This window comes from Actinoplanes regularis (assembly GCF_900188005.1).
GTDB lineage: Bacteria > Actinomycetota > Actinomycetes > Mycobacteriales > Micromonosporaceae > Actinoplanes > Actinoplanes regularis.
The window spans coordinates 21046-41292 of record NZ_FZNR01000003.1; the positions used below are offsets into that span (position 1 = coordinate 21046).

General features: G+C 70.7%; 19 protein-coding genes. 14 read left to right on the forward strand and 5 right to left on the reverse strand.

The genetic code is table 11. From position 1 onward, the window contains the following. The first annotated feature begins 49 nt into the window (after window positions 1–49). The 6 genes from CHC09_RS09625 (at window position 50) to CHC09_RS09650 (ending at window position 7300) form a co-directional block, all read left to right on the forward strand. On the forward strand, window positions 50–1003 hold the full coding sequence (locus tag CHC09_RS09625; protein ID WP_239138326.1) for a substrate-binding domain-containing protein: 954 nt from the start codon (window positions 50–52) through the stop codon (window positions 1001–1003). Between the two features lie 48 nt (window positions 1004–1051). Then, window positions 1052–1378 carry a YciI family protein gene (locus CHC09_RS09630; RefSeq protein WP_089292694.1) on the forward strand — a complete coding sequence of 109 codons (327 nt, stop codon included), beginning with the start codon at window positions 1052–1054 and terminating at the stop codon, window positions 1376–1378. Further along, window positions 1371–2525, forward strand: a complete 1155-nt coding sequence (locus CHC09_RS09635) for an RNA polymerase sigma factor (protein WP_089292695.1) — start codon at window positions 1371–1373, stop codon at window positions 2523–2525. The genes CHC09_RS09630 and CHC09_RS09635 overlap by 8 nt, the downstream gene beginning before the upstream one ends. A gap of 114 nt (window positions 2526–2639) precedes the next feature. Next, window positions 2640–4205: a methyl-accepting chemotaxis protein gene (locus CHC09_RS09640; RefSeq protein ID WP_179277011.1), complete on the forward strand. Its 1566-nt coding sequence runs from the start codon at window positions 2640–2642 to the stop codon at window positions 4203–4205. A gap of 113 nt (window positions 4206–4318) precedes the next feature. Continuing rightward, the gene (locus CHC09_RS09645; RefSeq protein WP_239138327.1) at window positions 4319–6292 is read left to right on the forward strand and encodes a glycosyl hydrolase family 28-related protein; all 1974 of its coding nucleotides are present in this window, start codon (window positions 4319–4321) and stop codon (window positions 6290–6292) included. A 120-nt stretch (window positions 6293–6412) separates the two neighbouring features. Then, complete coding sequence (locus CHC09_RS09650) at window positions 6413–7300, forward strand: NAD-dependent epimerase/dehydratase family protein (RefSeq protein ID WP_089292698.1); 888 nt, start codon at window positions 6413–6415, stop codon at window positions 7298–7300. Between the two features lie 34 nt (window positions 7301–7334). Here the strand turns inward: CHC09_RS09650 and CHC09_RS09655 are convergent, their stop codons facing one another. Then, window positions 7335–8819 (reverse strand): MFS transporter, encoded by a 1485-nt coding sequence (locus CHC09_RS09655; RefSeq protein ID WP_089292699.1) that lies wholly within the window; start codon window positions 8817–8819, stop codon window positions 7335–7337. Between the two features lie 70 nt (window positions 8820–8889). On the opposite strand from CHC09_RS09655, the gene CHC09_RS09660 reads away from it, so the two are divergent. From CHC09_RS09660 to CHC09_RS09685, 6 genes are all read left to right on the forward strand, one after another. Further along, window positions 8890–9978, forward strand: a complete 1089-nt coding sequence (locus CHC09_RS09660) for a Gfo/Idh/MocA family protein (RefSeq protein WP_089292700.1) — start codon at window positions 8890–8892, stop codon at window positions 9976–9978. A gap of 29 nt (window positions 9979–10007) precedes the next feature. Further along, window positions 10008–11282: a M48 family metalloprotease gene (locus CHC09_RS09665; RefSeq protein WP_089292701.1), complete on the forward strand. Its 1275-nt coding sequence runs from the start codon at window positions 10008–10010 to the stop codon at window positions 11280–11282. A 103-nt stretch (window positions 11283–11385) separates the two neighbouring features. Continuing rightward, on the forward strand, window positions 11386–11793 hold the full coding sequence (locus CHC09_RS09670) for a TOBE domain-containing protein (protein WP_089292702.1): 408 nt from the start codon (window positions 11386–11388) through the stop codon (window positions 11791–11793). Next, on the forward strand, window positions 11790–12581 hold the full coding sequence (modA, locus tag CHC09_RS09675; RefSeq protein ID WP_089292703.1) for a molybdate ABC transporter substrate-binding protein: 792 nt from the start codon (window positions 11790–11792) through the stop codon (window positions 12579–12581). Before CHC09_RS09670 ends, modA begins: the two co-directional genes overlap by 4 nt. Beyond that, a complete protein-coding gene (locus CHC09_RS09680) occupies window positions 12578–13366 on the forward strand; it encodes an ABC transporter permease (RefSeq protein ID WP_089292704.1) in 789 nt (262 codons plus the stop codon). Before modA ends, CHC09_RS09680 begins: the two co-directional genes overlap by 4 nt. After that, entirely contained in the window at window positions 13363–14403 is a 1041-nt protein-coding gene (locus CHC09_RS09685; protein ID WP_089293169.1) for an ABC transporter ATP-binding protein, read from the forward strand. Before CHC09_RS09680 ends, CHC09_RS09685 begins: the two co-directional genes overlap by 4 nt. Here CHC09_RS09685 and CHC09_RS46180 read toward each other — a convergent pair. Then, complete coding sequence (locus tag CHC09_RS46180) at window positions 14366–14854, reverse strand: MarR family winged helix-turn-helix transcriptional regulator (RefSeq protein ID WP_179277012.1); 489 nt, start codon at window positions 14852–14854, stop codon at window positions 14366–14368. The two genes, CHC09_RS09685 and CHC09_RS46180, sit on opposite strands and share 38 nt — an antisense overlap. Before the next feature lie 18 nt (window positions 14855–14872). On the opposite strand from CHC09_RS46180, the gene CHC09_RS45020 reads away from it, so the two are divergent. After that, on the forward strand, window positions 14873–16120 hold the full coding sequence (locus tag CHC09_RS45020) for a glycosyltransferase (protein ID WP_143232266.1): 1248 nt from the start codon (window positions 14873–14875) through the stop codon (window positions 16118–16120). Between the two features lie 118 nt (window positions 16121–16238). After that, entirely contained in the window at window positions 16239–17168 is a 930-nt protein-coding gene (locus CHC09_RS09695; protein WP_089292705.1) for a dioxygenase family protein, read from the forward strand. Between the two features lie 96 nt (window positions 17169–17264). On the opposite strand, the gene CHC09_RS09700 is transcribed toward CHC09_RS09695, so the two are convergent. The 3 genes from CHC09_RS09700 to CHC09_RS09710 all read right to left on the reverse strand — a co-directional run bounded on the left by CHC09_RS09700 (window position 17265) and on the right by CHC09_RS09710 (window position 20179). Further along, window positions 17265–17918 (reverse strand): biliverdin-producing heme oxygenase, encoded by a 654-nt coding sequence (locus CHC09_RS09700; RefSeq protein WP_089292706.1) that lies wholly within the window; start codon window positions 17916–17918, stop codon window positions 17265–17267. A 38-nt stretch (window positions 17919–17956) separates the two neighbouring features. Next, entirely contained in the window at window positions 17957–18946 is a 990-nt protein-coding gene (locus CHC09_RS09705; protein WP_089292707.1) for a WxL protein peptidoglycan domain-containing protein, read from the reverse strand. 84 nt (window positions 18947–19030) lie between these two features. Then, window positions 19031–20179: an HtaA domain-containing protein gene (locus CHC09_RS09710; protein WP_089292708.1), complete on the reverse strand. Its 1149-nt coding sequence runs from the start codon at window positions 20177–20179 to the stop codon at window positions 19031–19033. Between the last annotated feature and the right edge of the window lie 68 nt (window positions 20180–20247).

Sequence of the window (20247 nt, forward strand, 5' to 3'; positions counted from 1 at the left end):
ATGGTTCGGATAGTCACGTGATGGGATGAGAAAACATCAAGGACCTTCCATGCAACCTCAGAAACCCATCATCCTGTACGGCGTGAAGCACCCGTACCGGATCCAGGAGATCGCCACGCGCGCCGGCCTGAGCCCGGCCACCGTGGACCGAGTGCTGCACCGGCGCGGAGGTGTCCGGGAGAGCACCGCCAACCAGGTCCACCAGGCGATCGCGGACCTGGACCGGGAGTCCTCGACCGGCCGCACCCTCACCGTCGACCTGGTGCTGCCCCGTGAGTTCGGCGCCGAGATGCCGGCCGGGCTCGACCCGGAGCTGCCGGTCCAGCTCCGTCCGCACCTCACCGACGACCCGGTCGGCGCGCTCGACCAGGTCGCCCGCTCCCGCTCGGACGGGGTGATCGTGCTGGCCCCGCCGCTGCCCGAGGTGGCCGACGCGGTGGGCAGGCTGGACGTCCCGGTGGTGACGCTGAACGTGGACCTGCCGGTCGGCAAGCGGATCGCGCACGTCGGCGTGGACGACTTCGAGGCCGGCGCGACCGCGGCATACCTGGTCGAGCAGTGGCTCCACGACCGGGCCGGCGACGTGCTGGTGGTCGGCGGAGCGGGCACCCAGGAGCGGATCGCCGGGTTCCGTTCGGTGCTGGGGCCCGCCCGGCGTCGGCACACCGTGACCGATCCGGATCGGGTGCGACCCACGCTGGCCTGGACCCACACGGTGCGGGCGGTCTACGCGCCCCGGAGCGGGGGCTGCGCCGAGGTCGTCGCGGCCTTCGCGGCCGAGGACCGCAACTACGACGTGTTCGTGGCACACGGCCTGGATCGCGACAGCCTGGCCCTGCTCCGCGCGCAGCGGATCAACGCGGTGCTGCACCAGGATCTCGGCGCTGACCTGCGGCACGGCTGCCGGGCGATCCTGCGGGCGCAGGGCGCGCTGCCCGGCCCGATCCGCTCGCACCCGGCCGTGGTCCAAGTAATCACACCTTTCAACGCTCCGGTGTCCTGATCCGGCGATCCCGTTCGTCATGGTGGTAGGACCGAGGAGAGGGAATCGATGAAGTACATGATGTTCGTCTGCACCGACACCGAGCCGGAGACCGAGCTCGAGGCTCCCGACATCCACAAGTGGGTCGCCGAGAACGACGCGAACGGCCGGCGGGTGCTGGGCAACCAGCTCGTCTCGCCGTCGGCGGCCACCACCGTCCGGGTGCGCGGTGGCGAGCTGCTGCTGACCGACGGGCCGTTCGCCGAGACCAAGGAGGTGATCGTGGGCTTCGACATCCTGGAGTGTGCCGACCTGGACGAGGCGATCGAGGTGGCCCGCGCCCACCCGATGTCCTGGGCCGGCCGGGTGGAGCTGCGGCCGTTCCACGGTGAATGAGCCGATCTTCCGGGAGGCGTACGGCCGGATCGTCGCCACGCTGATCCGGCTCACCGGCGACTGGTCGCTCGCCGAGGACTGCGCGATGGACGCGGTCGAGGCGGCGCTGGAACGGTGGCCGCGCGACGGCACACCGGCGAATCCGGGCGGCTGGCTGATGACGGCCGCCCGGAACCGCGCCATCGACCAGCTCCGGCGCGCCGCGCTGGCCGACCGGAAGCTGCGTGACCTGTCGTTGCTCCAGGACCTGGAGCCGGCGCCCGCGGGGGACGACCGGCTCCGGCTGATCTTCACCTGCTGCCATCCGGCGCTGGCGATGGAGTCCCGGGTGGCGCTCACCCTGCGTACCGTCATCGGGGTCTCCACCGCGGAGATCGCGCGCCTCTTCCTGGTCGGCGAGTCGGCGATGACCCGGCGGCTGAGCAGGGCGAAAGCCAAGATCTCGCAGGCTCGGATCCCGTACCGGGTGCCGTCCGGCCCGGCGCTCGCCGAGCGGCTGCCCTCCGTGCTCGCCGTCCTCTACCTGCTCTTCACCCGCGGTTACGACGGCGAGCCGGAGCTCGCCGAGGAGGCGATCCGGCTCGCCCGGCTGCTGCCACCCGAGCCGGAGGTGAACGCGCTGGTCGCGCTCTGCCTGCTGCAACACTCGCGGCGGGCGACCCGGCAGGACGAGGCCGGCGATCTGGTCACCCTGGAGCACCAGGACCGTTCCGGCTGGGACCACGCGGCGATCGCCGAGGCGGTCGGCCTGCTCGCGGGCACGCCGGTGACCGGGCCGTACGCCATCCAGGCGCACATCGCGGCCTGCCACGCGACCGCGCCGGATTTCGCCTCCACCGACTGGCCGACCCTGGCGGCCTGGTACGACCAGCTCGCCCGGGTCCACCCGTCCCCGGTGGTCGAGGTGAATCGGGCGGTCGCGCACGGCTACGCGTACGGGCCGGCGGCCGGGCTCGAACTGCTCGCCGCGGTCCAGGACGCGGTCGCCGGATATGCGCCGGCCCTGGCCGCCCGGGCCGAGCTCACCGAGCGGGCCGGCGACCCGGCGGCCGCCGCCGGCCTGTTCCGCCAGGCCGCGGAGGTCGCCACCTCGGACGCCGAGCGGCGCGCGCTGTTGAAGAGGTCCGGCGCGATGCACATGTCGTGAGCTTTGACCAGGGCCGGTTAGCTCTCGGTTGCGGTCGTCAGTCCCACCGGAACGGTGCCGAACAGCGGACGTACCGATCGAGGGGGGATGGACATGGCGGGGAATCGTGGACTGGTGCAGTGGCTTCGGGACCGGAAGGTCTCGACGAAGGTGCTCGCGGTCGCTGGGGTGACGCTGGCCGGGACTGCGGTGATCGGCGTCCTCAGCGCGACCGGCATCAACGAGTTGGAGCAGACCCGCAACTCCGAGATCGGCCGTATGGTGCCGTATGTCCAGAACCTGAACGGCGCCGCGATCGAGCTCAAGAGTGCCGCCAACGACGAGCGGGGCTACCTGCTCAAGGGCGACACCAAGTTCCGTGACGAGGCGCTCGCCCGGCAGGCGAAGGTCAACGACTCGCTTGCCGCGGCGCGCAAGCTCGGCGACACCGGGGACGTCGCGGCCGTGGACGCGATCCAGGCCGCCACCGACACCTGGTTCAAGGCCCTGGGCTCGGAATTCGCTCTCTATCCGAGCAAGCCGCAGGATGCGATCGAGGTGGCCCTGGGCGCCAACCGGGACCTGCGCAAGGCGTACGAGGCGTTGCTCTCCACCGAGACCAACGACGCCGGCCAGGACATGATCGCCGGGAAGGACTTCGGCAACTCCGCGGATCGCACCCGCACGCTGGTGCTCGTGACGCTGGGCGTGGCCCTGCTGCTGGGTGTGGCCTGCGCGCTGATCGTGGCCCGGTTGATCAACGTGCCGCTGCGCAAGGTGAGCGAGGTGCTAAGCCTGATCGCCAAGGGCGACCTCTCCGGCGACGCCCAGGTGAACCAGCGCGACGAGCTCGGCCAAATGGCCGGTTCGCTGCGGGCGGCGACCACTTCGCTGCGGCAGACCGTCACCGAGCTGACCGACTACTCGGAGTCGCTGGCGAACGAGGCGGGTTCGCTCGCCGAGACCAGCCGGAAGAGCTCCGGCAGCGCCGAGGAGGGCGCCCAGCAGGCCGCGACGGTGGCCGACTCGGCGGCGACCATGTCGCTGAACATCCAGACCGTGGCGGCCGGCTCGGAGGAGATGGGCGCGTCGATCCGGGAGATCAGCCAGAGCGCCACGCAGGCCGTGCAGGTGGCGAACCGGGCGGTCGAGGTGACCGCGAACACCAGCACGGTGATGGCCAAGCTGGGCGAGTCGTCGGCGGAGATCGGCGACGTGATCAAGACGATCACCGCGATCGCCGAGCAGACGAACCTGCTCGCGCTGAACGCGACCATCGAGGCGGCCCGCGCCGGTGAGATGGGCAAGGGCTTCGCGGTGGTGGCCAGCGAGGTCAAGGAGCTGTCCCAGGAGACCGCCCGGGCCACCGAGGACATCGGTCAGCGGGTCGCCGCGATCCAAACCGACACCGCCGGCGCGGTCGCCGCGATCGCGGAGATCAGCGAGATCATCGGGCGGATCAACGACTTCCAGACCACCATCGCGTCGGCGGTGGAGGAGCAGACCGTGACCACCCAGGAGATGAGCCGCAACGTCACCGAGGCGGCCGAGGCCGGCTCTCTGGTCGCCGAGACGATCACCGGGGTGGCCGAGTCGGTACAGCTCACCACGGTCGGGGTGACGGAGGCGGATCGGGCGGCCACGCACCTGGCCGGGATGTCGGTCGACCTGCGACGGATCGTCGAGCGCTTCAAGCTCTGATTCTGCAAGAAGCGAGCAAGAAAGACGGTCCAGGGTGAAAGATTATGGCAAGTTCTCGGCAAAACGAGACTGACCCTTGTGGAGCAGATCACAGGACTTCTATGGTCGGCGGCATGTTCGCTCCGCCCCGCTGGGCCGCTCTCCTGGCCACGCCGCTGGTCACCCTCGGCGTGGCGATCGGCCCGGCCGACGCTGCCGCAGCCCATCCGTCCACCAGCCCCGCGGCCACCCGTGCCGCTCTCGATCCGGCTCTGGTCGCCGGGCGCGGCGCCACCGTCGCGTTCGCCGAGCAGGAGGCTGAGCACGCCGTCACCACCGGCGTCGTGCTCAGCCCCGGCCGGACCGCTTACACGCTCGCCGCCGAGGCCTCCGGTCGCTCCGCCGTCCAGCTGGACCCGGGGGAGTACGTCGAGTTCACCTTGCCCCGGGCCACCAACGCGATCACCGTGCGATACAGCATCCCGGACGCCCCGGACGGCGGCGGGATCACCGCGCCGCTCTCCGTCGGCACCCCGGGCGGCACCCGCACGATGACCCTGACCTCGCAGTACTCCTGGCTCTACAACCAGTACCCGTTCACCAACGACCCGCGGGCCGGGCTGCTGCACCCGGACTGGTGGATCACCGAGTGCGGGTGTGTGCCGGCCGCCACCACGCCGGTTCCGGAGATCGCCAAGCCGTTCCGGCCCATGCACTTCTACGACGAGCAGCGGCTGCTGCTGGGCCGGACCTACCGGGCCGGTGAGAAGATCCGGCTCACCGCGCGCCAGGTGACCACCACGATCGACCTGCTCGACTCGGAGCTGGCCGGGGCGCCGAAGATCGACCTCGGCGCGGTGAACGTGCTGCTCTTCGGCGCCGACCCGACCGGGCGGCGGGACGCCGCGCCGGCGTTCGAGCGGGCCATCGCGTACGCGAAGAAGGTCCATCGCGCGGTCTACCTGCCGCCGGGCACGTTCCAGGTGAACCGGCACATCGTCGTCGACGACGTGACGATCACCGGCGCCGGCAACTGGTACACCAAGGTCAAGGGCCACGAGGTGGCGCTGGACACGCCGGATCCGGACGGCTCGGTGCACACCGGGGTGGGCTTCTACGGAAAAGCGGGTGGCAGCCGCAACGTGCACCTGGCCGACTTCGCGATCGAGGGCGACGTCCGGGAGCGCATCGACACCGACCAGGTGAACGCGATCGGCGGCGCGATGAGCGACTCGACGATCTCCGGCCTGCATCTGCGGCACACCAAGGTCGGCCTCTGGTTCGACGGTCCGATGTCGAACACCAGCATCACCGGCAACGTCATCGTCGACCAGATCGCCGACGGGCTGAACTTCCACACCGGCGTCACCGGGTCCCTGGCGCGGAACAACTTCATCCGCAACACCGGGGACGACGGGCTGGCGATGTGGGCGGAGAAGACCACGAACCGTGGCAACACCTTCGACCGCAACACGATCCAGACGCCGACCCTGGCGAACGGGATCGCGATCTACGGCGGTACGGACAACACGGTGTCCCGGAACCTGATCGCCGATCCGATCCGGGAGGGCAGCGGGATCCACGCCGGTTCGCGGTTCGGGGCCGAGCCGTTCGCCGGGCACCTGTGGATCACGGACAACACCACGGTGCGGGCCGGGACGTACGAGCTGAACTGGAACATCGGTCTCGGGGCGATCTGGTTCTACGCGCTCGACAAGAGCATCGACGCGGACTTCCGGGTGACCGGGGACCACTTCCTGGACAGCACCTACAACGCGATCATGCTGGTCTCGGACTGGCCGGTGAAGGATCAGTACTCGATCAACGGGGTGCACTTCAAGGACGTCCGGGTGGACGGCACCGGCACCAGCGTGGTCAGCGCGCGGGCGGCCGGCGGCGCCACCTTCGAGAACGTCGACGCGCGCAACGTCGGGGCGGTCGGAGTGAACAACTGTGGCTCGTTCCACTTCACGCCGAGCGGGTCTGAGTTCACCCTCGGTGATTTCGGCGGGAACGACGGGGGCTGGCTCGGTCCGTACGTCCCGAACGTCATCACCTGCGACGACCGTCCCGCGGTCGTGCCGCCTCCGGCGCCTTCTTCCTGGTGACCATCGTCTTCGAAGTCTGAGGTGAGGGCTCGCGGCCGCACCCGACCCGTTCGGGTGCGGCCGTGGTGCTTGGTAGCCTTGTCCGCGCATTCGCCGCGGCTGAAGAGGTTGGGAACTACGTTGAGTCAAACTCTGCTGGTCACCGGTGGTGCCGGATTCGTCGGTGCCGCCCTGATCAAGTCCTTGCTGACCGAGTTCCCGGACGCCGCGGTGGTCTCCCTGGACAACTACTTCACCGGCACGCCGGAGAACCACGTCCACGACCCCCGGGTGACGTACCTGGAGGGTTCGACCGGGGACATCGCCAAGATCTGGGCCGATCGCGGCCTGCCGGCTCCCGCGCTCGTGTTCCACCTGGGGGAGTACTCGCGGATCGTGCAGTCCTTCGAGGATCACGACCTGACCTGGGACTTCAACGTCCTGGGCACCAAGGAAGTGGTGAAGTTCGCCGCGGCTGCGGGTGCCAAGCTGATCTACGCCGGCTCCAGCTCGAAGTTCGGCAACGACGGGGACGACGAGAACCTCAACCCGTACGCCTGGACCAAGGCGAAGAACATCGAGTACATCAAGAACTACTCGAACTGGTTCGGCCTGGACTTCGCCATCGCATACTTCTACAACGTGTACGGACAGGGACAGATCACCAACGGCAAGTACGCCACGGTGATCGGCATCTTCGAGCGGCAGTACCTCGCCGGCCAGCCGCTGACCGTGGTCGCCCCGGGCACCCAGACCCGCGACTTCACCCACATCGACGACATCGTCCGTGGCCTGATCATGGTCGCCCGCGGTGGCGAGGGCGACGGTTACCTGCTCGGCACCGGCCGCGAGTGGCCGCTGGTCGAGGTCGCCAAGATGTTCGGCGCCGCAGTCGAGATGATCCCGGCCCTACCCGGCGAGCGGGTGCGCGGCAAGGCCGACCTCACCAAGGCGGCCGGCCTGGGCTGGCAGCCGGAGAACCGGCTCGACGACTACATCGCCAAGTTCGTGGCCGCCAACCCTCGCTGATCCTCGCCGGAGAGGGAACCGACCACCCGGTCGCTCACGCCCGGGTGGTCACCACCGACAGCGGCGTGGCCACGTCCTCCAGGGCCTTGCCCTCGGCGTCGACGCCCAGGAAGATCTCCACGATGCCGCCGATCGCCATCACGGCCGCGCCGATCAGGTAGCCGATGAAGAGCCGGCCGGGGTCGTGGCCCTCGCCGATCAGCCAGCCGTAGAAGACCGGCCCGATCGCGCCGAAGCACTGCGCGATCGCGAAGAACACCGCGATGGCCTGGGCCCGGATCTCCAGTGGGAAGATCTCGCTCACCGTCAGGTAGGCCGAACTGGCCCCCGCCGACGCGAAGAAGAAGATCACGCACCAGGCGACGGTCTGGGTGATCGCGTTCAGGATTCCGGCGTTGAACAGGACTGCGCTGATCGCCAGCAGCACCGCCGAGGTCAGGTAGGTCCCCGCGATCATCTTGCGGCGTCCGAGGATGTCGAAGAGGTGGCCGATGGTGAGCGGCCCGATCAGGTTCCCGGCCGCGAACGCGATCAGGTAGAGCGGCGCGTTCTTCTTGTCCACCCCGTAGAAGTTGGTCAGCACCAGCGTGTAGGTGAAGAAGATCGCGTTGTACAGGAACGACTGCGTGATCATCAGGGTGGCGCCCAGGATCGACCGCTGTGGCAGCTGCCGGAACAGCACCTTGATCAGCGACAGGTACCCGTGCGCCGGAGCGGGCCGGATCTCGATCGCCCTGGACTCGTCGACCGCCGCGAGCGTCTGCCCGGAGGACTCCACCGCCCGTTCGATCCGCTGGATGCTCTCCTCCGCCTCAGCCTCCCGGCCGTGCATGATCAGCCAGCGCGGGCTCTCCGGCAGGTGCCGGCGCAGGGACCAGATGCAGGCACCGATGATCGGGCCGATCAGGAAGCCGAGTCGCCAGGCGAGGTTCAGCTCCATGTGGTTGAGCAGGACGAAGGTGCCGAGGGTGCCGAGAATCGCGCCGGCCCAGTAGGTCCCGTTGACCCCGATGTCGACCCGGCCGCGATACCTCGCCGGCATCATCTCGTCGATCGCGGAGTTGATGGCGGCGTACTCGCCCCCGATGCCGGCACCGGCGATGAACCTCGTCAGGTACAGGAAGATGATCGCTGCGACGCCGTTTCCCCAGGTCAACGCGGTGAGCGCGTTACCGGCGAGGTAGACGCCGAGGGTGATGACGAAGAGGTTCCTACGCCCCAGCCGGTCGGAGAGGCGCCCGAAGAACAACGCGCCGAACACCTCGCCGAGCAGGTAGACCGTGGCGATCGCGCCGACCTCGGCCGAGGTCATCGCCAGGGTCTCCCGCTCGGTCAGCACCGGGCCGATGGCGCTGGCGATGGTGATCTCCAGGCCGTCGAGCACCCACGCGGTGCCGAGCGCCAGGATCATCTTGGTGTGGAACGGCGACCAGGTCAGCCGGTCGATACGCGCGGGGATCAGGCTCCGGATGGTTCCCGGGCCGGTGGCGGGGGCCGGCACTCCAAGACTGTCCGGCATCGGCACACACCTCCAGATTGCCGTGATGTAGGTCACCACATACCCAGTGCGCCGTTTACCATGCGAAGCGATGGATCCGATCGGTGTCGCGATCGTCGGACTCGGCTGGATGGGCCGGGTGCACACCCAGGCGTACCTGCGGGTGCGGCAGCACTACCCGGCGCTGCCCGTACCGGCGCTGGTGGCCGTGGCTGACGACGTGCCGGGCCGGGCCGCGGACGCCGCCGCCCGGCTGGGTTTCGCCACCGCGACCACCGACTGGCGCGCGTTGCTGGATGATCCACGGATCGGCGCGGTGAGCATCACCGCCCCGAACTTCCTGCACCGGGAGATGGGCGCGGCGTTCGCCGCGACCGGCCGGCACCTCTGGATCGAGAAGCCGGTCGGGTTGAGCGCCGCCGACGCCCGCGCGATCCGGGGCGACGGGCACGTGACGGTCGGTTTCAACTACCGGCACGCGCCGGCCGTGCAGAAGGCCCGCGCGCTGCTGCGGTCCGGTGGGATCGGCGCGGTCACGCACGCCCGGTTCCAGTTCCTCAGCGACTACGCCGCCGCGCCCGAGAGTGCCCTGACCTGGCGCTTCCTCCGCCGTTACGGTGGCAGCGGGGTGCTCGGCGACCTCGGAGCGCACGCCGTCGACCTGGTCCGGCACCTACTCGGTGAGATCGACAAGGTGGTGGCCGCGGACACCGCGACCTTCATCCCGCGCCGGCCGGTGCCGAGCGGCGCGACCACCGGCCACGAGCGCGGCACCGGCCCGCTGCGCGAGGTGGAGAACGAGGACTGGTTCGCGGCGCTGCTCCGGGTCGGCGCGGCCCGGGTGGTGGTCGAGGCGAGCCGGGTCGCGGCGGGTGAGCAGAACAACTACGGCTTCGCCATTCACGGTACGAACGGCGTGCTGAGCTGGGACTTCCGCCGGATGAGCGAGCTGCTCGTGGACGGCCGCCCGATCTTCGCGGGTCCCGGCGACGGCGAGTACACGGCGTTCCAGCCCGGTCCGGGCATCGCGATGAGCTACGACGACCTGAAGGTGATCGAGGCGGCGCTCTTCCTGCGCTCGATCGCCGAGGGCGCCCCGCACGGTCCGGTCCTGTCCGACGCGATCCGTGCCGCCGAGGTCCTGGAAACCATCGAAGCGAAGGCGATTGACCGCGAATGATCAGGACCTCATGATCATCGATCGTGTCGATGACCATCCAGCAGTCCTGCCCGAAGTGTTACGCGGCGCTGAGCGTGCTGCCCGAAGCCGACCCCTGGTGCGGTACGTGCGAGTGGAACCTGGACGTGTTTCCGAGGCTGGAGGGCGTGAGCTGGTTCTGGCGCGCGATCGTCCGCCTCGATCAGCGGGCCGGGTTCCGGGCACACCGCCGACTGGCGACGGCCGATCCCGACAAACGGGGATCCCGCGTCCCCTATCTCCTCCTGGCCCTCCTCTCCGTGGTGATCGTGCTGGCCGACCTGGCGCTCGCCGGGGCCGGGATCTGGGTGCTGATCCACGGCGGCTCGCTGTTGCCGTGGCTGTTCGGCCTGCTCCTGATCGGCTTCGCGGTGCTGCTCCGGCCGCGGTTGGGCCGGGTGAAGCAGCTGCAGGACGAGAGCACGTACGTGGTGACCGCCGAGGACGTGCCGGAGCTGCACCGCCTGGTCGGTCAGGTCGCCGCCGAGACCGGTGCGCCCGTACCGGACCGGATCCATCTGGATTTCGACGCGAACGCGAGCGCCGCGGTGGTCGGGCTGCGCCGAACCCGGGTGCTCACCCTGGGCGTGCCGCTGATGCTGGCGCTGCGCCCGCAGGAACTGGTCGCGCTGATCGGCCACGAGTTGGGCCACCTCAAGTACGAGGACGGCAACCGGGCGCTGCTCATCCAGCCGGCGCGAACTCTGTTCGGGCGTCTCTCGCGCTTGGTCCGGCCGAAGATCTCGGTGATCGTGGTGCTCAACAGCGGCGTGTTCGGCGCCTTCTACCTGCTCCTGCAGTACGTCGGTGGGCTGCTGTCGCTGCTGTTCGCGACCCTGCACACCGGGCTCGCCGTGCTCGCGGCGGGCGACCAGCGGCAGGTCGAGCTCCGGGCCGATCTGATGTCCGTCCGGGCCGCGGGCTCCGAGGCGGCTCTGTCCACGATGGATGTGCTGGCGATGCACGAGATGCTCGTCGGGCACATCTCGCCGCACGTGCGCAGGGGCGAGGCCGGAGCGATGTGGCGCCGGCTGCTCGCCTCGGTCCGGGAGCGGGAGGAGCCGAACCGGGCGGCCTACCGGCAGCTCTCCAACCGGACCGACGCGTCGCTGCTGAGCGGCCACCCGTCGGCCGGCCGGCGGTACCAGTGGCTCGCCGCGCGCCCGGCCGAGTCGGCCCGCGTGGTGGTCGACCAGGCGATGGCCGCACGGCTGGAGCGGGAGATCAATCCGTATGCCGACGCCATGCACCGGCAGTTCACCGACCACCCGAGCTACTGGGACTGAACAGCAGGATCGCAAGTGCTGGCGGAACCTCGTCCGACAGACTGATTATGCCCGTGAGAAATGACATCTTGGCTGGCAACTACGAGCGACTAGGGTGAGTGGCATGACGGTGTTCCAGATCGGCGAGGCGGCCGAGTTGCTCGGGGTCAGCCCGGACACGGTGCGCCGCTGGGTCGATGCCGGGCGGCTGACCGCGTCTCGCGACGAGCACGGTCACCGGGTGATCGACGGGGTGGACCTGGCCGGATTCGTTCGCGCCCAGGCCGCCGAGCCGGACGAGCGCTCGGACTCCTCGTCGGCCCGCAACCGGCTGCGCGGGATCGTGACCGCCGTGGTCAAGGACACCGTCATGGCTCAGGTCGACATCCAGGCCGGTCCGTTCCGGGTGGTGTCGCTGATGAGCCGTGAGGCCGTCGACGAGCTCGACCTGCGGGTCGGCTCGGTGGCGGTGGCTGTCATCAAGTCGACCACCGTCGTGGTGGAGCGATCCACTCTGGGGAGGACCAGTTGAAGCTCAAACTCGCGGCCGCGGGGCTGACGGCCGTGCTCGCCTTCGGCCTGGCCGGGTGCGGGGACAAGGAGGCCGGCACGCCGGCCGCCGGCGCGAATTCCGGGTCGGCGGTCACCGGCACCGTCAACGTCTTCGCGGCGGCGTCGCTGACCGAGTCGTTCACCACGCTCGGCAAGCGGTTCGAGGCGGCGCACCAGGGCACCACGGTGAAGCTCAACTTCGCCGGCAGCTCGGCGCTGGCGACCCAGATCAACCAGGGCGCTCCGGCCGACGTGTTCGCCTCGGCCGCGCCGAAGAACATGGCGACCGTCACCGACGCCGGCAACGCGGCCGGGCCGCCCACCACATTCGTCAAGAACCAGCTGGTCATCGCGGTCGCCAAGGGCAACCCGAAGAAGATCGCCGGCCTCGCCGACCTGACCAGGGCCGGGACCAAGGTGGCGCTCTGCGCCGAGGCGGTGCCCTGCGGCGCGGCCGCCAAGACCGCGCTCGACGCCGCCGGCGTCAAGCTCACCCCGGTCACGCTGGAGCAGGACGTGAAGGCGGCGCTCGCCAAGGTCAAGCTCGGCGAGGTGGACGCGGCGCTGGTCTACCGCACCGACGCCAAGGTCTCCTCGGCCGACGTCGAGGCGATCGAGTTCCCGGAGTCGGACAAGGCGATCAACGAATACCCGATCGTCGTGCTGAAGAACGCCGCGAACGCGGCCGGCGGCCAGGCGTTCATCGACTATGTACTGTCGGCGGACGGCAAGGCTGTGCTGACCGAGGCGGGGTTCCAGGCACCGTGACACGTGGGCGGATCCCGGGGGCGCTGCTGGTGCCCGCGATCTGCGGCCTGATCTTCCTGGTCCTGCCGCTGGTGGGGTTGCTGTGGCGCACCCCGTGGTCCACCCTGCCGCAACGGCTCACCGAGCCGGAGGTGGTCGAGGCGCTCCGGCTCTCGCTGGTCACCGCGAGTCTCGCCACCGGGTTCTGCCTGCTCCTCGGTGTCCCGCTGGCCTGGCTGCTGGCCCGGGTGACCTTCCCGGGCCGGCGCCTGGTCCGGGCGCTGATCACCGTGCCGCTGGTGCTGCCGCCGGTGGTCGGCGGCATCGCCCTGCTGCTCGCTCTGGGCCGGCGCGGCCTGCTCGGCGGCTGGCTCGACTCGACGTTCGGGGTGAGCCTGCCGTTCACCACGGCCGGGGTGGTGGTCGCCGAGATGTTCGTGGCGCTGCCGTTCCTGGTCATCTCGGTGGAGGGCGCGCTGCGCGGCGCCGACACCCGTTACGAGGAGGCCGCCGCCACCCTCGGAGCGACCCGCTGGACCACGTTCACCCACGTGACGTTGCCGCTGGTGGCGCCCGGGATCGCGGCGGGCGGGGTGCTCTGCTGGGCCCGGGCGCTGGGCGAGTTCGGGGCGACGATCACCTTCGCCGGGAACTATCCGGGGATCACCCAGACCATGCCGCTCGCGGTCTACCAGACCATGGAGAGCGGTGACCTGGACGGTGCCGTGGTGCTCAGCCTGATCCTGCTGGTCGTCTCGGTGACGATCCTGGCCGCCCTCCGCGATCGGTGGCTGACGGCACCATGACCCTGATGGACGCGCACCTGATCGTGGAACGCGGCGGATTCCGCCTCGACCTCGAGCTGACGATCGGCCGGGGCGAGACGGTCGCCCTGCTCGGGCCGAACGGTGCCGGCAAGACCACCGCCCTGCGCGCGCTGGCCGGGCTCACCCCGCTCTCCGGGGGCTTCCTGACCCTCGACGGGCGGGACCTTTCGGCGACCCCGCCCGAGCAGCGCCCGGTCGGCGTGGTGTTCCAGGACTACCTGCTCTTCCCGCACCTCAGCGCGCGGGACAACGTGGCGTTCGGCCCTCGGCGGCACGGTGTCGACCGGCGGACCGCCCACGCGACCGCGGACCGTTGGCTGGAGCGGGTCGGGCTGACCGATCACGGTCGCCGCAAGCCACGGAACCTCTCCGGCGGGCAGGCGCAGCGGGTGGCGCTGGCCCGGGCGCTCGCCGTCGACCCGGTGCTGTTGCTGCTGGACGAGCCGCTGGCCGCGCTGGACGCGCGGACCCGGTTGGAGACCCGGGCCGAGCTGCGCCGGCATCTGGCCGCGCATCCGGGCGCGACGCTGCTGGTCACGCACGATCCGCTGGACGCGCTGGTGCTGGCCGACCGGCTGGTGATCGTCGAGGATGGCCGGGTGGTCCAGGAGGGTGACGCGGCGACGATCACGGCTCGGCCGCGTACGGACTACGTGGCCCAACTCGTCGGGCTCAACCTCTATCGCGGGCGGGGCGAGGGTCACGCCGTACGCCTGGAGTCGGGTTTCGAATTGACCGCGACCGACGTCGTGCACGGTGACGCGTTCGTGGCCTTCCCGCCCGCGGCCGTCGCGCTGCATCCGTCGCGGCCGGACGGCAGTCCGCGGAACACCTGGCCGGCGACCCTCACCGACATTCAGCGGCACGGCGACAACCTGCGGGTTCGGCTGGACGGGCCGATCGTGGTGGCGGCGGACATCACGCCGGCCGCCGCGGCGTACCTCGACCTGGTGCCCGGGCGGGAGCTGTGGGCCGCGGTCAAGGCGAGTGAGACCCGGGCCTACCCGGCGGAGTGAGGATCTTCCCGGTCAGGGTGCACCACCGGTCCAGCTCGTCCGGGGTGAGCGCGGCGAACCACTCGGCGACCGCGGCCTCGTCACCCGAGTCGCGCTCCGACCAGTAACGCGCGCCGGACTCGGTCGGCACCAGCCGCCGTCGGCGCTTGTCCGCCGGGTCGGGCTCGACTCGCAGCATGCCCTTGCGCTCCAGTGCGGCGACCAGCTGTGCCGCGTTCTGGTGGGTGGTGCCGAGCGCGGCGGCGGCCTCGGTGAGCGCCGGCGTGCCGAGCGCGCGCACCGCGGTGAGCAGGGCGGCCTGCTGGGTGGTGAGGCCGTCGGCGCGGAGCCGGTCGTCCATCAGGTACTGCATGCGCCGGCCCAGGACCAGGGCGAGCCGGAAGGCGCGGACTGCCGGGGTCAGGTCAGAGCCGGGGCCCAGATCGAAGAGGGTCTGTTCAGGCTGAGACATCGGCAATATATTACATAGATGGTTCGCATCTGTCTGCTGCCGCACTGCGCGTTCCTCTCCCAGACCTCCCGGATGATCGAGATCTACCGGGCGCTGCGGGATCGCGGGGTCACCCCGCGCGTCGCCACCCACGGGGGCACCTACGAGTCGGCGCTGCGTGCGGCCGGCATCGAGTACGACCTGACCGGGCCCCGGATGGACGAGGCCCGGTGCGCGCGGTTCCTCCGTGAGCAGCCGAGCAGCGGCCCGGTCTGGCAGAGCGCGTACAGCGACGACGAACTGCGCACCTACGTTCTCGCCGAGGCGGAGTATTTCGCCCGCCACCGGATCACCACGGCGGTCACCGGATTCACGCTGACCACCACCCTCTCCACCCGGCTGGCCGGAGTCCGCCTGGTCAGCGAGCACTCGGCGAGCTTCGTGCCGCCGATCTTCGAGCGTGGCCTGGTCCCGGCGCCGTCGAAACCGTTCCTCGGGCTCCGGTCCGCCTGGCTGTCGAACCGGTTGCCGAGCCGGGTCAGGTTCTACTGCGGCGGGTTCAACCGGATCGCCGGCGAGCTGGGCCTTCCCCGGATCCCGAGCCTCGCCGCGCTGATCCTCGGCGATCTCACCCTGGTCACCGAGGATCCGTCGGTGCTCGGGATCCCGCGGCTGGAGATCGAGTCCTGGCGGCCCGGCCGTGGCTACCGACCGGAGACCCGGCTCGCGGTGACCGGGCCGCTCTTCGCCCACCTCCCGATCCCGATCCCGGACGAGGTCGAGACGTTCCTGAGCGGCCCCGGGCCGATCATCTACGTGGCGATCACCTCCAGCCCGCCGTCCCTGGTCCGCGCGGTGGTCACGGCGCTGCGCCCGCTGGCCGCCCGGATCCTGGTCGCCGGGACCGTCCACGACCTGGGCGATCTGAACGACGACCGGGTGCTGGTCGGTGGCGTGCTGCCCAGCCATCTCGTGATGCCGCGGGTCGATCTCGCGGTCACCGCCGGTGGGCAGGGCAGCGTGCAGACCGCGATGGCGGCGGGAGTGCCGTTGCTGGGAATTCCGCTGCAGCTCGAGCAGGACCTCAACGTGACCCTGCTGGAGCGTCGCGGCGCGGCTCGATGGCTGCCGCCCCGGCAGGCCGGGACGGCGCGCCTGGCGGCGCTCGCTCGCAACCTGTTGTCCGATTCCGCCTATCGGCGCGCGGCGCAGGACATCCGCGCGGCCTACGCCGCGTCCGACGGCCCCGGTCGCGCCGCCGACCAGATTCTCGCTGGTGCGGCCTAGCTCACGCGTTATGACCGATTCGGTATGCCGATCTGGAGATCAAACACAGCTTATTCATAGCCTTCGATGTTCTGCTGCCTGCTTCGCCTCACAAAGGTCGAACAGGAGGAAAGTGCCCATGACATCGAGACCGGATCCCGACAACGAGGCCTACGTCCGCGAGGTACACGACAAGGGCCTCGCGTTCGACCTCGGCACCATGTCCCGCCGGCGGATGCTCACGGTGCTCGGCGGCACCGGCGCGGTCGCGCTCGCCGGTGGCGCCGCGCTGTTCGGAAGCGGTGCCGAGGCCGCGACGATCAGCTGTGCCGAGGAGGTCGAATCGGAGACGGCCGGCCCGTTCCCCGCCGACGGCTCCAACGGCATCGACGTGCGCACCGTCGCAGGCGTCGTCCGGCAGGACATCCGGAGCTCCTTCGGCGGCTCGACCACGCAGGCCAAGGGCGTGCCGCTGGTCTTCAGCCTGGTCGTCCGGGATCTCGAGTGCAAGCCGCTGGTCGACGCCGCGGTCTACGTCTGGCACTGCGACCGGGAGGGCCGGTACTCGCTCTACTCCGCCGGTGCCACCGAGGAGAACTACCTGCGCGGCATCCAGGTCACCGACCGATTCGGCCGGGTGACCTTCACCAGCATCTTCCCGGCCTGCTACACCGGCCGCTGGCCGCACATCCACTTCGAGGTGTACTCGTCGCTGGCGGACGCCACCGGCGGTGCCGGCCCGATCCGCAAGACGTCGCAGATCGCGTTCCCCGAGACGGTCGCCGACCGGATCTACGCCGAGGCGCCCGGCTACGAGCAGAGTGTCACGAACATGGAGCGCATCACCCTCGCCACCGACATGGTCTTCGGCGACGACCTCGCGGCCCGCGAGATGGCCACCATCGTCGGCGATCCCCGGGTCGGGTACGTCGCACTGCTCACCATCACCGTCGATCCGACCGCGGTGGAGGAGCCCGGTGGCGGAATGCCGCCCGGCGGCCCGGGTGGCCCGCGGCCCAGCGGTCCGCCGCCCACGGCCTCGCCCTCCGCGACAGCCACGTCCGCCTAGGTTCCCGGGAACGGCCTCGTCGGGCGGTAGACGTCCAGCTTTGGGAAGGGGGAACCCAGAGCTGGACCCCGCACGGTCCCTTTCGCAGTGCGGCGCTCAGGCCACGGGGACCAGATCTTCCGGGTACGCGGTACCGAGATCCTGGAATACCGCCGAGTTCAGCGTGAAGGCCCGCTGGGACTCGTCGACCAGGGTGTCGAGGTCGGCCGGCGGCAGGTCCAGGGCGTCGAGCCGGGCGCGATAGACGGTCTTGTACGCCTTCGGGTCGTTGATCTGGTCGAACCGGTAGAAGGCAGTACCCGGCAGGTCCAGTCGGTACGTCGCGGCGACCTTGCGGCCGACCAACTGACCGCCGGAGAGGTCACCCAGGTACCGCACGTAGTGGTGGGCCACGAAGTGCGCCGGCGAGGTGCGGCAGAACTCGCGGACGCGGGCCGCGTAACGCTCGGTGGCCGCGACCGGCTCGACCCGCGCCGCCCAGTCCGGGCCGTACAGGTGGGCCAGGTCGGACTCCAGGGCGGCGACCCGGGACAGGACCGGGTCGGCGAAGTCCGCGGCGACCGGGTTGTCACGCATGACGGCGGCCGCGGCCTCCAGCTCCCGATAGATGATCAGATACTGCGCGGTGAGCGCGGCGAAACCGTCCCGTGGGACCGTGCCACCCATCAGCCGGGTGATGAAGCCGCGGGTCTCGGCGTCGCGGTGCTCGGACATGGTGGCCTTGCGGAGACGTGCGGCGAATCCGGTCATCTGTCGGCTCGTCCTTCCTGGCTGTGGTGGGGAATCGATCAAGCTGGGACGGCCGGGAGGCCGTCCTGAGGCGTGGTGCGGGCCCGGCGGCGGCGCCGGACGAGCCGGACGAGCGCGTGGAGCAGGCCCGCGGCGATCAGCGCGACCAGGGCCCAGGGCCAGGCCCAGACGCCGGTGCCGCGAGAGACCGCGGGAAGTCTCTGGTCGAAGGAGGCGGGCACCACGGCGACGTCGACGGCCAGGCGGACCGTCGGCTGCACACCGGAGATCCGCTCCGTCACGGTCACCGAGCCGCCGGGCAGCAGTTCGGGGATCGTCAGGTCGCCGGTGCGGGCCAGCTTCCAGCCGAACGGGCCGGTCACCCGGACCGTGCCGGTGCCGCTGAGCCGGAGGTTGCCGGCGTTGTGGACGAGGTATCGGACGGTCATCACGCCGCCGTCGACCGGGTTCGCCGACTGGGCGTACTCGAGCCGGACGGAGTCGATCTTCAGCGCGGGTGCCACGGCGCCCGCGACGGTGAGGTAGACGCGGGCCGCGATCCGCCGGTCGACCAGCACCTTCTGCCCGTCCGCGGTGGTCTGCTCCTCGGCGATCGAGGCGATCACACCACCGGCGTGGTCGCCGGGCGTGGCGTTCGCCGGCACCGAGATCGAGAACGGGATGTCCAGCCGGGTGTTCGCCGGCACCTCGTAACGGTTGGCGCCGAGGGCGATCCAGGAGCCGAGGTCGGTGGGCTTCTGCGCGGCCGGGAGCAGCGCGAACGAGCCGTCCTCGGTGGTGTACGCGTCGCTGCCGTACACCGTGAAGGTGAGCGGCCGGCTGGTCAGGTTGGTGACCCCGACGTAGTCGGTCAGCCGCTCGCCGGCCGCCGCTCGCCGGATGATGTAGTCCCGGCCGTCCGGTCCCTTCGCCGTCGACGGGCGCACCGACCAGCGCACGTCGGAGCCGCCCGGCGCGGCCGGTGCCGGGGAGGCCGGCGCCAGGACCAGTAGCGACACGACGGCGGCCAGCAGGCCACGTACGAACATGGTGCTCCTTACGATGGGTGCGGGCCGGCCGGGAATCGTTGCGGAATTCCCGGCCGGTTCCCCGCCCGTGGTGAGCCCGCGGGCTCAGGCGAGCGTCAGGGTGAGCACCGCGCTGTACTCACCGGCCGCGCTGGACTCGGGGATACCGAGGCTCAGCGCCGCGCCGCAGGTGGAGCTGCCGAGGCTGCTCCCGGTCCCGGCCTTGCAGAGGGTGTGGCTGGTGCCCAGGCCGGTGCCCGCGGCGACCGGGCCGCCGGGGACGACCGCGCTGGTGACGCCCTTCGCGGAGACCAGGCCGGTGTTCGCGACCGCCGCGACCGGGGTCCAGCCCAGGTTGGCCGCCGGGATGCTCGCCCCGCCGGTCGCCGTGAAGTCGGTGACCTGGCCGACCAGGTCCCACCCGGCGTTGGTGCCGCGCAGGTCGCTGACCGTGACCGCGTTCAGGTTGCCGGTCGCGGTCTGGCCCGGCGTGGCCGCGGAGAGCGACACGGTGGAGCCGGACGAGGTGAGCGTGAGCGCCCCGCCGGTGACCGCCGCGGTGATCTTCTGCGACGCCGAGCCGTTACCGTTCCCAGGCTCTTCCGGGTCCGTCGGGTCGGTGGGATCCGTCGGGTCGGTCGCGGTGGGCGACGCGGACGCGGTGATCGGGTCGAGCGCCGAGCCGGCCGGGTAGAAGCCGGCGAAGGCGCTCGCGCCCGCACTGGTCAGCGTGGCGGCCAGGTTCGAGAACGAGACCGCGCCGTCGGTCACCGCCGGGGCGGTGGTCGCCACCGTGGCGATCTCGGCCTGGTCCAGGTGCTGCTCGGTGCTGCCACCGTTGGCGACCAGGTCCACATCGGCCAGCAGCGACCCGGTGCCGTCGCCGTCGACGACCAGGGTCGGGTTGGCCAGCGTGATCTCGAACATGTGGGCCGGGTGGGAGAAGACCACGGTCCCGCCGTAGTTGACCTTCGCGGTGCCGGCGGCGGCGTCGTAGGTGCCGCCGGCCGACGGGAAGTCGAACGTCCCGTCGGCGTTGCGGGAGGCGCCGTCCTTGGTGGCGATCGGCGGGTTGCCGTTGCCGCTGGAGACGTACGCCCGGAACGACGCCTTGAAGCCCCAGTCCAGGCTGCCGCCACCGACGGCGACCGGCGCGGCCAGGGCGGGTACGGCACCGACCAGCGCCGTGGCGGCGCCGAGGGCCAGCGCGCCGGTCCATAGTGCGGCCCGATGCGAGCCGTGAGATGTGCCCATGCTCGTGAGTTCCTTCCGAATTGGGCTGTGCCCGCTGATGCAGACTCGGTTAGGGTAGCCTCACCTAA